13 protein-coding genes and 2 tRNA genes are annotated in these 12,738 nt (G+C 54.0%); 11 read left to right on the top strand and 4 right to left on the bottom strand.

The window, feature by feature from the left end:
• Positions 1-30: 30 nt before the first annotated feature.
• Together E0L20_RS07560 and dkgB are read left to right on the top strand one after the other, a co-directional pair.
• Positions 31-107 (top strand) — tRNA-Asp (locus tag E0L20_RS07560).
• 163 nt (positions 108-270) lie between these two features.
• The gene (gene dkgB, locus E0L20_RS07555) at positions 271-1,074 is read left to right on the top strand and encodes a 2,5-didehydrogluconate reductase DkgB (protein ID WP_131633404.1); all 804 of its coding nucleotides are present in this window, start codon (positions 271-273) and stop codon (positions 1,072-1,074) included.
• Between the two features lie 29 nt (positions 1,075-1,103).
• Here the strand turns inward: dkgB and yafC are convergent, their stop codons facing one another.
• Complete coding sequence (gene yafC / locus E0L20_RS07550; RefSeq protein ID WP_131633403.1) at positions 1,104-2,009, bottom strand: DNA-binding transcriptional regulator YafC; 906 nt, start codon at positions 2,007-2,009, stop codon at positions 1,104-1,106.
• 104 nt (positions 2,010-2,113) lie between these two features.
• Between yafC and E0L20_RS07545 the strand changes: the two genes are divergently transcribed.
• The 3 genes from E0L20_RS07545 to E0L20_RS07535 all read left to right on the top strand — a co-directional run bounded on the left by E0L20_RS07545 (position 2,114) and on the right by E0L20_RS07535 (position 5,079).
• Positions 2,114-3,289, top strand: a complete 1,176-nt coding sequence (locus E0L20_RS07545) for an MFS transporter (protein ID WP_131633402.1) — start codon at positions 2,114-2,116, stop codon at positions 3,287-3,289.
• Positions 3,290-3,426: 137 nt separating this feature from the next.
• Positions 3,427-4,227: an endonuclease/exonuclease/phosphatase family protein gene (locus tag E0L20_RS07540; RefSeq protein ID WP_047653284.1), complete on the top strand. Its 801-nt coding sequence runs from the start codon at positions 3,427-3,429 to the stop codon at positions 4,225-4,227.
• A gap of 78 nt (positions 4,228-4,305) precedes the next feature.
• Positions 4,306-5,079 carry a class I SAM-dependent methyltransferase gene (locus tag E0L20_RS07535; RefSeq protein WP_131633401.1) on the top strand — a complete coding sequence of 258 codons (774 nt, stop codon included), beginning with the start codon at positions 4,306-4,308 and terminating at the stop codon, positions 5,077-5,079.
• A gap of 51 nt (positions 5,080-5,130) precedes the next feature.
• Here the strand turns inward: E0L20_RS07535 and mltD are convergent, their stop codons facing one another.
• A complete protein-coding gene (gene mltD / locus E0L20_RS07530) occupies positions 5,131-6,495 on the bottom strand; it encodes a murein transglycosylase D (protein ID WP_131633400.1) in 1,365 nt (454 codons plus the stop codon).
• A gap of 68 nt (positions 6,496-6,563) precedes the next feature.
• Positions 6,564-7,322: a hydroxyacylglutathione hydrolase gene (gene gloB, locus E0L20_RS07525; protein WP_131633399.1), complete on the bottom strand. Its 759-nt coding sequence runs from the start codon at positions 7,320-7,322 to the stop codon at positions 6,564-6,566.
• Positions 7,323-7,354: 32 nt separating this feature from the next.
• On the opposite strand from gloB, the gene E0L20_RS07520 reads away from it, so the two are divergent.
• Positions 7,355-8,071 carry a class I SAM-dependent methyltransferase gene (locus E0L20_RS07520; RefSeq protein WP_131633398.1) on the top strand — a complete coding sequence of 239 codons (717 nt, stop codon included), beginning with the start codon at positions 7,355-7,357 and terminating at the stop codon, positions 8,069-8,071.
• Here E0L20_RS07520 and rnhA read toward each other — a convergent pair whose 3' ends face one another.
• Positions 8,072-8,539: a ribonuclease HI gene (gene rnhA, locus E0L20_RS07515; protein ID WP_131633397.1), complete on the bottom strand. Its 468-nt coding sequence runs from the start codon at positions 8,537-8,539 to the stop codon at positions 8,072-8,074. It lies immediately after the preceding gene.
• 64 nt (positions 8,540-8,603) lie between these two features.
• Between rnhA and dnaQ the strand changes: the two genes are divergently transcribed.
• The 5 genes from dnaQ (at position 8,604) to E0L20_RS07490 (ending at position 12,737) form a co-directional block, all read left to right on the top strand.
• A complete protein-coding gene (gene dnaQ / locus E0L20_RS07510) occupies positions 8,604-9,335 on the top strand; it encodes a DNA polymerase III subunit epsilon (protein WP_165500694.1) in 732 nt (243 codons plus the stop codon).
• Positions 9,336-9,466: 131 nt separating this feature from the next.
• A tRNA-Asp gene (locus E0L20_RS07505) sits at positions 9,467-9,543 on the top strand.
• Positions 9,544-9,928: 385 nt separating this feature from the next.
• Entirely contained in the window at positions 9,929-10,648 is a 720-nt protein-coding gene (locus E0L20_RS07500) for a FadR/GntR family transcriptional regulator (RefSeq protein WP_119935402.1), read from the top strand.
• Positions 10,645-11,658 carry an ABC transporter ATP-binding protein gene (locus E0L20_RS07495; RefSeq protein WP_131633395.1) on the top strand — a complete coding sequence of 338 codons (1,014 nt, stop codon included), beginning with the start codon at positions 10,645-10,647 and terminating at the stop codon, positions 11,656-11,658. The genes E0L20_RS07500 and E0L20_RS07495 overlap by 4 nt, the downstream gene beginning before the upstream one ends.
• Complete coding sequence (locus E0L20_RS07490) at positions 11,655-12,737, top strand: ABC transporter ATP-binding protein (RefSeq protein ID WP_131633394.1); 1,083 nt, start codon at positions 11,655-11,657, stop codon at positions 12,735-12,737. The genes E0L20_RS07495 and E0L20_RS07490 overlap by 4 nt, the downstream gene beginning before the upstream one ends.
• The last annotated feature ends 1 nt before the right edge of the window (position 12,738 follow it).

Genomic DNA, 12,738 nt, shown 5'->3' with positions numbered 1-12,738 from the left:
GTAAATCCGGTGGTTACAAAAGTCTTCGGTGGAGCGGTAGTTCAGTCGGTTAGAATACCTGCCTGTCACGCAGGGGGTCGCGGGTTCGAGTCCCGTCCGTTCCGCCACTTATTAAAAGCCCTGAGCTAACGCTCAGGGCTTTTTTCTTATCTGCTGCATCATTTTTGCTAAATAAGCAAAAATCCTCTGCGTTTTACGCTCTTTTTCTGCATAACCGCACCAGCCATAATCTTCCTCAGCTTACGAACACGATTATTAAAGAGGAATCATATGGCTATCCCTGCATTTGGTCTGGGCACTTTCCGCCTGAAAGACGACGTTGTTATCGCATCCGTAAAAACTGCGCTTGAGCTGGGCTATCGTACCGTTGATACGGCACAGATTTACGATAATGAAGCTGCCGTCGGCCAGGCCATCGAAGAAAGCGGTGTGCCGCGTAACGAGCTTTTCATCACCACGAAAATCTGGATTGAGAACCTCAGCAAAGATAAGCTGATCCCGAGCCTGAAAGAAAGTTTGAAGAAACTGTGTACAGACTACGTGGATCTGACGCTGATCCACTGGCCATCACCCAATGATACAGTCTCTGTAGAAGAGTTCATGCAGGCACTGCTCGAAGCGAAGAAAGAGGGATTAACCCGTGAAATTGGGATCTCCAACTTCACTATCCCGCTGATGGAAAGAGCGATTGCGGCTGTGGGGGCAGAAAACATCGCCACCAACCAGATTGAACTGTCACCGTACCTGCAAAACCACAAAGTGGTGGACTGGGCCAAACAGCACGGTATCCACATTACCTCTTACATGACGCTGGCCTACGGTAAGGCGTTGAAGGATGAGGTGATTATTCGCATTGCAGAGAAACACAACGCCACTGCTGCGCAGGTTATTCTGGCATGGGCGATCGGTGAAGGTTATGCCGTGATCCCGTCCTCAACCAGACGTGAAAACCTGGCAAGCAACCTGCTCGCGATGGATCTCAAGCTGGACGAAGAAGACAAAAAAGCTATCGCCGCCCTGGATTGCAACGATCGCCTGGTGAGCCCGGAAGGGTTAGCGCCAGACTGGGATTAATACTCACCCTCCCTCTGTACCCAAAACCCTCACACAGCTCCTTTCGGAGCTGTTTTTATATGTTCGCTCAGGAAGTCGATAAAGGCGCGTATGCGCGTGCTGACCGCTCTGTCACTGTAATAGACCGCGCTAAAAGGCATCTCAACCGGCAGGCGCTTATCGGCCATCAGCTCCACAAGTTCACCGCGTGCAATCTCCTTATCAATCATGTAATCCGATAAGCAGGCGATACCATTCCCTGTAAGACACAGCTGCTTCAGCGTTTCCCCGCTGTTGGATGATAGTCCGCAGCTGATTTCATGAAGCTGGCCGTCACGGCAGGCTACAGGCCAGGTATTCAGCGAGACGGGCTCTGTAAAGCCCAGGCACAGGTGCTGCTTAAGATCTTCCACCGTCTCCGGTTTCCCATGTTCAGCGATATACTCTGGCGACGCGATTATTTTACGGTAGCTGGTGAACAGCGGACGGGCGCGCAGGCTGGAGTCCGTTAAGGTTCCCGCCCGGATGGCGACGTCGACCTTTCGTTCAATAAGATTGATAAATGTCTCAGAGGAAACCAGCGAGAGCGTCATCTCAGGATAACGTTCGCGGAAAGGTTTAATCAACGGCATCAGAAAGTGCAGCACGACAGGGGTGGCTGCATCGATACGCAGAAGCCCCCGCGGCGTACTGCGGGATTCCATAATCTCGGTTTCAGCCGCCGCCATCTCCTGCAGAACAGACTGCACGCGTCTGAAATAGCGCTCTCCTTCTTCCGTCAGGCTCAGCTGGCGCGTTGTTCGGTTGAGGAGGCTCACCCCAAGCTTCATCTCAAGTTTTTTCACCGAGCGGCTTATAGCCGAGTTAGCTTGCCCCAGCTGTTCGGCTGCACGGCTAAAGCTGCCGCTTTCGACGACGGCGACAAAGATTGTCAGCTCTTCCGATGTTGCTTTCATTGTTGCCTCATCCGCAAAATTCAATTGATATTTTGACCATTTTTGTTATTTAACCACCGGCGCATACTGCCTGTCATCTTAATCCTGAAGAGACGGAGTATTTTATGCCACTGGCGCTACTTGCCCTCACGATCAGTGCCTTTGCGATAGGCACGACCGAGTTCGTTATTGTAGGACTGGTTCCTACCATCGCTCATCAACTTGCTATTTCGTTGCCCTCGGCCGGACTGCTGGTGTCAATCTACGCATTGGGCGTCGCCGTCGGTGCGCCAGTATTGACGGCGCTGACCGGGCGTTTCCCCCGTAAACAACTGCTGATTGCCCTGATGGTGCTTTTTACCGCTGGCAACCTTCTGGCCTGGCAGGCGCCGGATTACACGACTCTGGTTATTGCCCGGCTGCTCACCGGCCTCGCGCACGGCGTGTTCTTCTCCATCGGTTCAACCATTGCAACAAGCCTGGTGCCTAAAGAGAAAGCGGCGTCAGCCATTGCAATTATGTTTGGTGGATTAACGGTGGCGCTGGTGACCGGCGTGCCTTTGGGAACATTTATCGGACAGCACTTCGGCTGGCGTGAAACCTTCCTCGCCGTATCTCTGCTGGGCGTGATTGCGCTGGTCGCCAGTATGCTGTTGGTGCCATCAAATATTCCGGGTCGGGCGAGCGCACGCCTGAGCGATCAGATAAAGGTACTGACACATCCGCGCCTGCTGCTCATCTATGCCGTTACCGCGCTGGGCTATGGCGGCGTGTTCACCGCTTTCACCTTCCTGGCGCCGATGATGCAAGACCTGGCGGGCTTCTCCCCCAGTGCCGTGAGCTGGATTTTGCTCGGCTACGGTATCTCAGTCGCAATCGGTAATATCTGGGGCGGCAAGCTTGCAGATAAACATGGCGCAGTACCCGCTCTGAAGTTCATCTTTGCGGCACTGGTCGTTCTGCTATTGATCTTCCAGTTCACGGCATCCATGCAATATGCTGCGCTGGTCACCGTTCTGGTGATGGGGATATTTGCCTTTGGTAACGTGCCGGGGCTACAGGTCTACGTGGTGCAGAAAGCCGAGCAGTACACGCCGAACGCGGTGGACGTGGCATCGGGTTTGAATATTGCCGCGTTTAACATTGGTATTGCGATCGGCTCCATTATTGGCGGACAAACTGTTGAACACTTTGGCCTGACCCAAACGCCATGGATTGGTGCTGCGATTGTTCTGGCTGCCTTCCTGCTGATTGGCCTGAGTGGACGTCTTGATAAACCTGCTCGCGTGGCGCTCGGATAAATATCAGTAAGTGCTTGCTTACAAAACTGGAAAGCGCTTTCTGAGAAATTGCGTTGAAAGTGTGACCTAAAGTCCCTATAACATTAGAACCAGTCCGTTTTCCGGGCTGGTTCACGTTATAGAGGTTGTTTCCAAAAGTGCGAAAGAATACCTATGCCATGCGTTATGTTGCCGGAATGCCCGCGGAGAGAATTATGCCTCCGGGGTCATTTGCGAGCATTAGTCAGGCATTGCCCGCCGGTACGCCGTTAAGCAGCGATGACAAAATTCGGGTCCTGGTGTGGAATATCTTTAAACAGCAGCGCGCGGAGTGGTTATCCGTGCTCAAGAATTTCGGCAAAGATGCCCATCTGGTTCTGCTGCAAGAGGCGCAAACGACGCCTGAACTGGTTCGGTTTGCAACAACTAACTACCTCGCCGCCGATCAGGTGCCGGCATTTGTCTTGCCGCAGCACCCCTCCGGTGTGATGACGCTTTCCGCCGCGCATCCGGTTTATTGCTGCCCTCTGCGTGAGCGCGAGCCTATCCTGCGTCTGGCTAAATCGGCGCTGGTAACCGTCTATCCGCTTCCGGACACCCGCATGCTGATGGTGGTGAACATCCACGCGGTGAACTTCAGCCTCGGCGTCGATGTGTATAGCAAGCAGTTACTGCCCATTGGCGATCAGATTGCCCATCACAGCGGACCCATCATTATGGCGGGAGACTTCAACGCCTGGAGCCGTCCGCGTATGAATGCGCTGTATCGCTTTGCACGCGAAATGTCGCTGCGTGAGGTCCGCTTCAGCGATGACCAACGCAAAAAGGCCTTTGGCCGTCCTCTCGATTTCGTCTTCTATCGTGGTTTGAGCGTGCACGACGCCTCCGTTCTGGTGACGCGCGCCTCCGATCACAACCCTCTACTAGTTGAATTCAGTCCCGGCAAACCTGATAAATAATGGTGTGTCAGGTCTGCCGTGGGGCAGGCCTGTGCGGGAGCTGCCCTTTATTTTTTTAAACAACAAAAGGACAGTAAGATGACAACAACATATTCCCATCATGACAACGTAGAAAAACAGTTTGGCTCTCAGGCAAGCGCCTATCTGAGCAGCGCCGTGCATGCTTCTGGCAATGATCTGGTTCGTCTGGGGGAGCGTCTGAAGGCATTCCCTCAGGCAAAGGCGCTGGATTTAGGCTGTGGGGCAGGGCACGCCAGCTTTACCGCTGCGCAGCAGGTGTCTCAGGTCACGGCATATGATTTATCCAGCCAGATGCTGGAGGTGGTAGCTGAGGCCGCAAAAGCCAAAGGGCTGAGCAACGTCACCACCCGTCAGGGCTACGCCGAATCCTTACCCTTTGAGGATGCATCCTTTGACGTTGTCATCAGTCGCTACTCCGCACACCATTGGCATGATGTGGGGCAGGCATTGCGGGAAGTGAAGCGTGTACTCAAGCCGGGGGGGATTTTCATCATCATGGACGTGATGTCTCCGGGGCATCCGGTTCGTAATATCTGGCTGCAGACGGTAGAAGCTCTGCGCGATACGTCCCATGTACAAAATTATTCCAGCGGGGAGTGGTTGTCGTTTATCACCGAAGCCGGTTTGATTTCGCGCTCATTGATAACAGACCGGCTGCCGCTGGAATTCAGTTCGTGGATTGCGCGTATGCGCACGCCTGATGCCTTAAGTCAGGCCATTCGGAGGTATCAGGAGAGTGCTTCTGCGGAGGTGAAGGCCTACTTTGAACTGCAGGAAGATGGATCGTTTACCAGCGATACGATCATGGCCGAAGCGCAAAAAGCAGGGTAAAACAAAAAAGGCACCGGGGGAATCGGTGCCTTTTTATCCGGGATCGTGTAATCAGGAGTCTGGCGTAGCGCTGTTTTTCACAAACAGCGTGAGCTGGTCGCCTGGTTGCAGATTGTCAGTATCGTTGTTCCAGCGCATCACATCTTTGATGTTCACGCCGTGTCGTTTAGCGATACTGGACAGCGAATCACCTTTACGCACGCGATAGGTAATGCTATCGCTGTTTTTGGCGAGACGCTGTGCGCTGCTACCTGCACCAACCGTCAGAGTTTGACCCACTTTCAGACTTGAACCGCGCAGGTTGTTCCACTGCTGCAGATCTTTTGAATTCACGCCAAGACGTGATGCAATGCCCGAAAGCGTATCGCCTGAACGAACCTTATAGCTGCGGCTGCTGACTGATGAAGCATCCGCGATCAGCGTTGACTGAACGGCGGCAATTTCACCCGAAGCTAAAGACTCGCGTAACTGCTCTGCATGTTTCTGCGGAACCATCACATACCGTGGGCCAGTTGCTCCCAGGGTTGAGCCTTTAACACCTGCATTAAAGGTTTTCAATTTACTTACCGACATACCCGTCATATCGGCAACCTGTTGAATATCAACCGGGCTGCTGAGGCGAACGCGCGCCAGTGCACGACTTTCGTCTGGTGTTGGCAGTTGTACACCGTAACGCTTACTGTTCTTGAGAATATCGCTCAAGGCCAGCATCTTCGGTACGTAAATTTTCGTTTCTTGAGGCAGTGAGAGCGACCAAAAATCGGTGGACTTACCACGCGCTTTGTTCGCTTTCATTGCCTTCATTACACGACCTTCGCCGCTGTTATACGCCGCGACCGTTAACAACCAGTCGCCGTCAAACATCTTGTTCAGACGTTGCATCATGTCGAGAGCGGCTGTCGTTGAAGCGACAACATCACGACGCGCATCGTAGCTGCGGGTCTGTTTCAAACCATAATTGCGCCCTGTGCTCGGAATGATCTGCCAGATGCCTGCGGCATTGGCGCCAGACGTTGCGTGTGGGTCAAAAGCGCTCTCCACTATGGGTAGGAGTACCAGCTCCATAGGCATGTTACGTTTCTTAACTTGCCCGGCTATCCAGTACATATACGGCTCTGCCCGTAACGTTACATCGTGGAGATAGCTCTTATTTCTCAAATACTTCTGTTTCTGTTCGCGAATCCGGGTATTTTCCGGAATTCCCATCTTTAGCTCGTCGCCAATAGAGGCCCACAAGTCCTGTTCCTGCGCAAATGATGTTCCATCGTCCATCCACCGCGCCGAACTTGTAAACTTCCCTGCTTCCCCTTGACCAGCTGCAGAAAGGCTCTGTGCGTGCTGTTGTACGTTGTTGCCAGTCTGCGACTGGCAACCTACAAGCAGGACAGAGGCGAGTAATATCGCTTTTGCCTTCATGTGTGTGTCAATAGTTGCTTAAAAGACGAGCGATGATAACGGCGAAATTTTGAAAAGGCAACCCGCATTTATCTGAAGTTATCTTTCTTTGACCTTAACCATGCAAATCGCTGTTCTGGTTGTTGCAAATTTGTTTCTTGGTTAATTTTATTAATTAAATCAACATCATCAGTTCGTAAAAATAAATTTATTCTCCGCTCGTTTTTCAGAATTACGGGTAGTGTTTTTTGGTTTTTTGCACGTAACTCCTTCACTTCCTGATAATAATCCTGAATAGCACGATCGTCTGGTAAAATGCTGACGGCAAACTTCATATTCCCTAAAGTATACTCATGTGCGCAACATATAAGCGTATCCTCGGGAAGTGCATTAATCTTTTGTAAAGACTGATGCATTTGTTCAGGTGTACCCTCAAAGAGTCTGCCGCAGCCGCCAGAAAACAGCGTGTCGCCGCAAAATAGATAAGGTTTACTGTAGAAACAGAGATGTCCCGAAGTGTGACCTGGTGTAGCAAATACGGAAAATTCCCACCCCAGTATGAGGATATTTTCGCCTTCTTCGACTACTTGCGTTGTACCTTTATCTTGTGTTTCTGCTGGCCCGTATACCACAAGATGCGGAAACCGGGCGCGCAGTTCGGATACTCCACCAACGTGATCGTTATGATGATGGGTGAGGAGTATGGCCTCTGGCTGCCAGCCGTTCTCATTGATGGCACGTAGAACCGGGGCAGATTCTCCGGGATCGACAATGATGCATCGGCGCGCGTCATCGACCAAAACCCAGATGTAATTGTCCTGGAAAGCAGAAATACTGATAAGATTCATACATTACCTCTTATAGCGTGGCGGGTGCGTTTATGAAACCGGCAAGGATACCTCAGACTGTCACAGCACCGGAACGTTGGGCGGAACTGCCCTGGGGTGAATACTATCGCGAGGCGTTAGAGCAACAGCTCAAGCCGTGGCTCGCAAAAATGTATGGCTTTCACCTGCTTAAGATTGGCAATCTCAGTGCGGAAATCAATACCGAAAGCTGCGCTATCTCACATCAGGTTAATGTCTCTCTCAATGGTGCACCGGTTCAGGTGAAAGCCGATCCCCTGCATCTTCCCTTTGCTGAAAAATCGATTGATGCCTGCCTGCTCGCCCACACCTTACCCTGGTGTAGCGATCCGCATCGTTTGTTACGCGAAGCCGATCGCGTGCTGATTGATGATGGCTGGCTGGTGATTAGCGGGTTCAATCCGTTAAGTCTGATGGGATTACGAAAGCTCGTCCCCGTGTTACGCCGCACGCCACCCTATGACAGCCGGATGTTTACGATGATGCGCCAGCTCGACTGGCTTTCACTGCTGAACTTTGAAGTGCTCGGCTACGGTGGTTTTCAGGTATTGCCCTGGGCAAGAAAGGGCGGCGTTGTGCTTAGCACCCATCTCCCAGCGTTAGGCTGCATGCAGTTTATCGTCGCGCGTAAGCGGACAATCCCTCTTACGCTCAACCCGATGAAGCAGAGCAAATCTAAATCGCAGATCCGCCAGACCGTTGGCGCAACGCGTCAGTATCGAAAACCCTGATCAGGATTCTGGCTGATACCCAGTATCTTCATGAGCAGGATTTGACGCAGCCGCGCGCGCAAGTTCGTCACAGCGTTCGTTTTCGGGGTGACCGGCATGGCCTTTCACCCATTCCCATTTTATTTCGTGCTGGCCCAGCGCCGCATCAAGGCGTTTCCAGAGGTCGACGTTCTTGACCGGCTTCTTTTCAGCCGTCTTCCAGCCGCGTTTTTTCCAGTTGTGAATCCACTGGGTAATGCCCTGGCGCACGTACTGGCTGTCAGTGCTCAGCACCACGTCACAGTGTTCTTTTAAGGCTTCCAGCGCCACGATGGCGGCCATCAACTCCATGCGGTTGTTGGTAGTCAGGAAATAGCCTTCGCTAAAGGTTTTTTCGTGCTCGCGGTAACGCATAATGGCGCCATAGCCGCCAGGTCCCGGGTTGCCAAGACAAGATCCATCGGTGAAAATTTCTACCTGTTTACGCATCTCTGGTAGACTTCCTGTAATTTGAACGTTCAGTTAAACGATAAGTCTGACATAAATGACCGCTATGAGCACTGCAATTACTCGCCAGATTGTTCTTGATACCGAAACCACCGGTATGAACCAAATTGGCGCGCACTACGAAGGGCACAAGATCATCGAGATCGGTGCCGTTGAAGTCGTGAACCGTCGTCTGACAGGGAACAACTTCCACGTTTACCTCAAGCCCGATCGGCTGGTGGATCCGGAAGCGTTCGGCGTTCACGGTATTGCCGATGAGTTCTTGCTGGATAAGCCGACTTTTGCAGACGTGGCGGACGAGTTCCTGGAATACATTAAGGGCGCCGAGCTTGTCATCCATAACGCCTCGTTCGATATCGGCTTTATGGATTATGAATTCAGCAAGCTCAATCGTGATATCCCGAAGACGAATACCTTCTGCAAGGTGACAGACAGCCTGGCGCTGGCAAGGAAAATGTTTCCCGGCAAGCGTAACAGCCTCGATGCTCTTTGTTCACGCTATGAAATAGACAACACCAAGCGAACGCTGCACGGCGCACTGCTCGATGCCCAGATCCTGGCCGATGTCTACCTGACCATGACCGGCGGGCAGACGTCGATGAAGTTCAGTACGGAGAATGAATCGCAGCAGACGCAGGGAGAAGCGGGCATTCAGCGCGTTGTGCGTCAGGCTAGCCGCCTGCGGGTTGTTTTAGCCAGCGATGAAGAACTTCTGAATCATGAATCGCGTCTCGATTTGGTTCAGAAGAAAGGTGGCAGCTGCATGTGGCGCGCTTAAATAGCGTGAGAATGCCTGTAAATTCACCGCTTGGGTGATTTTTGCAGCAAACGATTCAAAAGCTAAGAAAAAGCGTTGACGAGTTCAGAGGCAGACCGTAATATTCGCCTCGTTCCCCAAACGGGAACAGTGGAGCGGTAGTTCAGTCGGTTAGAATACCTGCCTGTCACGCAGGGGGTCGCGGGTTCGAGTCCCGTCCGTTCCGCCACTATTCAGAAGGCCTGAATCAGAAATGATTCAGGCCTTTGTCGTTTTATCGCTGCAAAAAATTACCCGCCTCAGTATTTTTTTGGTTAACAAAAAGTTAATAAACGCAGTGCATTTAATTAACAAATGCACGTTTTTAGTGCATTATTTGCACTCATTGTGTGCATTACGTCCACACCTCCCTTCCGGCACGACCTCGATTTGTAATAATTATGTAAAAATAATTCATAGAAAATCATCCAGTTACCGGTCATTTTCCAAAAAGCTCATGAACCAATGCGCTATTGGTTCGTTTATTGCTTAATCATTAGCACGATAAGTTGCACGTCATATCAATAACTTATCGTTAATAAAAATAAAGTAATGATGATAGCGAGCGAACCAATATGGAAAAACCGTCACGGTTTCTGGCAAATTCCAGCACCGCGCTTGAGCAGCTGCGCGGGCTAATCAACCAGCACGAGTCAACACCAGGCATTCCGCTGCCCACTGAACGTGAGCTGTCGGACACTCTCGGCGTAGGGCGGCGTGAGGTCCGTCGTGCGCTGGACGTGCTGGAAGAAGAAGGGCGAATCTGGCGTAAGCAGGGCAAAGGGACCTTTATTGGCCCGGCAGCTCCCGTTGAACCGCTGGCCCTTCAGGGATTGGTTCAGCAAACCAACCTTCTGGAAGTGATGGAAGCTCGTTTACAGCTCGAACCCGGCCTGGCCCGGCTTGCGGCACTGCGTGCCACCAGGGAAAACCTCGCGCTTATGCAGCGCATGCTGGAACGCATTGATAAGGTCAGCCCGGACGACCGCGATCTTAATGAATTATGGGATAGCGCTTTTCACCGTGCCATTGCCGAGGCCGCAGGCAACCGCCTGATGCTCGGGCTGTTTGATGCCATTGACGCCGTGCGGCGCGAGCCGAGCTGGCAGCATTTGCGCGAGCTTGCACGAACCCCTGAACGCGTCGATAGCTATAACGACCACCACCACAAAATCATGTCCGCGATTATTCATCGCCAGCCCAATGAAGCAGCCGCCGCCATGCGGGAACACCTGCTCACGCTGCAAACCGCCCTGATTCAGGCTATTCACCTTGAGGACGACTCCACGCTATGACGACGATACCCTTTAAGGACGCTACGCCCGTACTGCGGCTGCAAAACCTCAACGTTAAATTCGCGGGCTCCCCGGTCAGCGTGCTGGACGGTATTACGCTGACGGTTAAAGCGGGCGAAACGCTGGCGCTGGTGGGCGAATCCGGCTGCGGAAAAAGTATCACCTCGTTAGCGCTGATGGGCTTACTGCCTGCCAGCGCGCAGATTGTCAGCGGTGAGATGCAGTTTCGCCGCCATGACCTGCGCAAGCTCTCGCCGCGGGAATACGCTGACCTGCGCGGCAGCGAGCTGGCGATGATATTCCAGGAGCCCATGACCTCGCTCAATCCGGCGTTTACGCTGGGCGATCAGCTTGGAGAAGCGGTCATACGCCATCAGAACGTCTCGCGTGCAGAGGCGATGAGCGTCGCGCTGCAAATCCTGGAAAAGGTGCAAATCCCGGCGGCAGAGATGCGCCTTAAGGCTTACCCGCATCAGCTTTCCGGCGGTATGCGCCAGCGCGTGATGATTGCCATGGCGCTGATTAACCATCCCAAACTGCTGATTGCCGATGAGCCGACCACCGCGCTCGACGTCACTATTCAGGCGCAAATCCTCTCCCTGCTGAATACCTTAAAAGAGGAAACCGGCACGGCGGTGCTGATGATCACCCACGATTTAGGCGTGGTGGCCGAAGTGGCGCAGCAGGTAGCGGTGATGTATGCCGGACAGGTAGTTGAGCAGGGAAGCGTAGAGGCAATTTTTGCCGATCCGCAGCACCCGTACACCATCGGCCTGATGGGCTCGATCCCGTCCCTTGGCGCACGCAAAGGCCAACTGTCAACCATTCCCGGCGCGGTACCGCTGCCGGAATCTATGCCTGAAGGCTGCCGCTTTGCCACCCGCTGTCCGTTCGCGCAGACGCGCTGTCACGCAGAAAAACCGCAGCTCACCACCCTCGGCACCGGCCATCAGGTCGCCTGCTTCCGCGTGCCGCTCGAACACCACATTGCCCTGGGAGAGACCGCATGACCACGCCCATTCTTGAAGCCCGCGACCTGAGCAAGCGCTTCCCCGGCCCGAAAAAACTCTTTTCCCCGGCCCGGTTTGTCACGGCGGTCGACCGCGTTTCGCTTGCCGTCATGCCGGGCGAAACGCTGGCGATTGTCGGCGAGTCCGGCTCCGGGAAATCCACCCTCGGCCGCCTGCTGCTGCGCCTGCTGGCCGCCAGCGAAGGGCGCGTGTTTTATCAGGGGGAGGAGATCACCGACGCCTCGGGCGCTCGCCTGAACCAGCTCCGCCGCGAGCTGCAGATCATCTTTCAGGACCCCTTTGCCTCGCTGAACCCGCGCATGACGGTGGAGCAGATCGTCGGTGAGCCGCTGTGGCTGCATCAGAACATGAAAAAAGCGGACCGCCAGTACCGCGTCGCCGAGCTGCTCAAAACCGTCGGCCTGCCTGCCGCCTGGGCCGGGCGCTATCCGCACGAGTTTTCCGGCGGGCAGCGCCAGCGTATCGGCATCGCGCGCGCGCTGGCTTCCGGGCCGAAGCTGCTGCTGGGCGACGAGCCGGTATCCGCGCTGGATGTCTCCGTTCAGGCGCAGGTGGTCAACCTGCTGGAAAGCCTGAAGCACCAGCTTGGGCTAACGATGGTGATTGTCGCCCACGGCCTGGCGGTGATCCGCCACATGAGCGACCGCGTGGCGGTCATGTATCTCGGGCAAATCGTCGAGCTTGCCACCGTGGATGAGATTTTTGACGCGCCGCTGCACCCCTATACCCAGGCGCTGATCGCTTCGGCGCCGCAGATGCAGCCGGGGGTTGAGCGCGACGCGCCGCTGCTGCAGGGGGATCTGCCCAACCCGGCCAGCCCGCCGTCCGGCTGCCGTTTCCATACCCGCTGTCCGTACGTTACAAATGAATGCCGCCAGGTCGAGCCGATTAATCAGGTGCTCGACGGCGGACGTCAGGTTGCCTGCCACCGCTGGCAGGAGATCAACCGCGATCGCAGCGTTATCCAGATCGCACCGCCATCCGCCGCTTTTCTGCGCCGCCGCGCGCTGTTTGAACACGCGGCCACTCACTCGTCCCTTCCTTCAAGGAACTCATGAT

Origin of the sequence: Enterobacter wuhouensis, from assembly GCF_004331265.1 — a bacterium.
GTDB lineage: Bacteria > Pseudomonadota > Gammaproteobacteria > Enterobacterales > Enterobacteriaceae > Enterobacter > Enterobacter wuhouensis.
Note: the sequence above shows the minus strand (reverse complement) of the source record. Positions and strands in the feature narration are given on the sequence as shown.

Coding starts and splice junctions, on each gene's coding strand:
- dkgB (WP_131633404.1), top strand. CDS start 271: ATGGCTATCCCTGCATTTGGTCTGGGCACTTTCCGCCTGAAAGACGAC.
- yafC (WP_131633403.1), bottom strand. CDS start 2,009: ATGAAAGCAACATCGGAAGAGCTGACAATCTTTGTCGCCGTCGTCGAA.
- E0L20_RS07545 (WP_131633402.1), top strand. CDS start 2,114: ATGCCACTGGCGCTACTTGCCCTCACGATCAGTGCCTTTGCGATAGGC.
- E0L20_RS07535 (WP_131633401.1), top strand. CDS start 4,306: ATGACAACAACATATTCCCATCATGACAACGTAGAAAAACAGTTTGGC.
- mltD (WP_131633400.1), bottom strand. CDS start 6,495: ATGAAGGCAAAAGCGATATTACTCGCCTCTGTCCTGCTTGTAGGTTGC.
- gloB (WP_131633399.1), bottom strand. CDS start 7,322: ATGAATCTTATCAGTATTTCTGCTTTCCAGGACAATTACATCTGGGTT.
- E0L20_RS07520 (WP_131633398.1), top strand. CDS start 7,355: ATGAAACCGGCAAGGATACCTCAGACTGTCACAGCACCGGAACGTTGG.
- rnhA (WP_131633397.1), bottom strand. CDS start 8,539: ATGCGTAAACAGGTAGAAATTTTCACCGATGGATCTTGTCTTGGCAAC.
- dnaQ (WP_165500694.1), top strand. CDS start 8,604: ATGAGCACTGCAATTACTCGCCAGATTGTTCTTGATACCGAAACCACC.
- E0L20_RS07500 (WP_119935402.1), top strand. CDS start 9,929: ATGGAAAAACCGTCACGGTTTCTGGCAAATTCCAGCACCGCGCTTGAG.
- E0L20_RS07495 (WP_131633395.1), top strand. CDS start 10,645: ATGACGACGATACCCTTTAAGGACGCTACGCCCGTACTGCGGCTGCAA.
- E0L20_RS07490 (WP_131633394.1), top strand. CDS start 11,655: ATGACCACGCCCATTCTTGAAGCCCGCGACCTGAGCAAGCGCTTCCCC.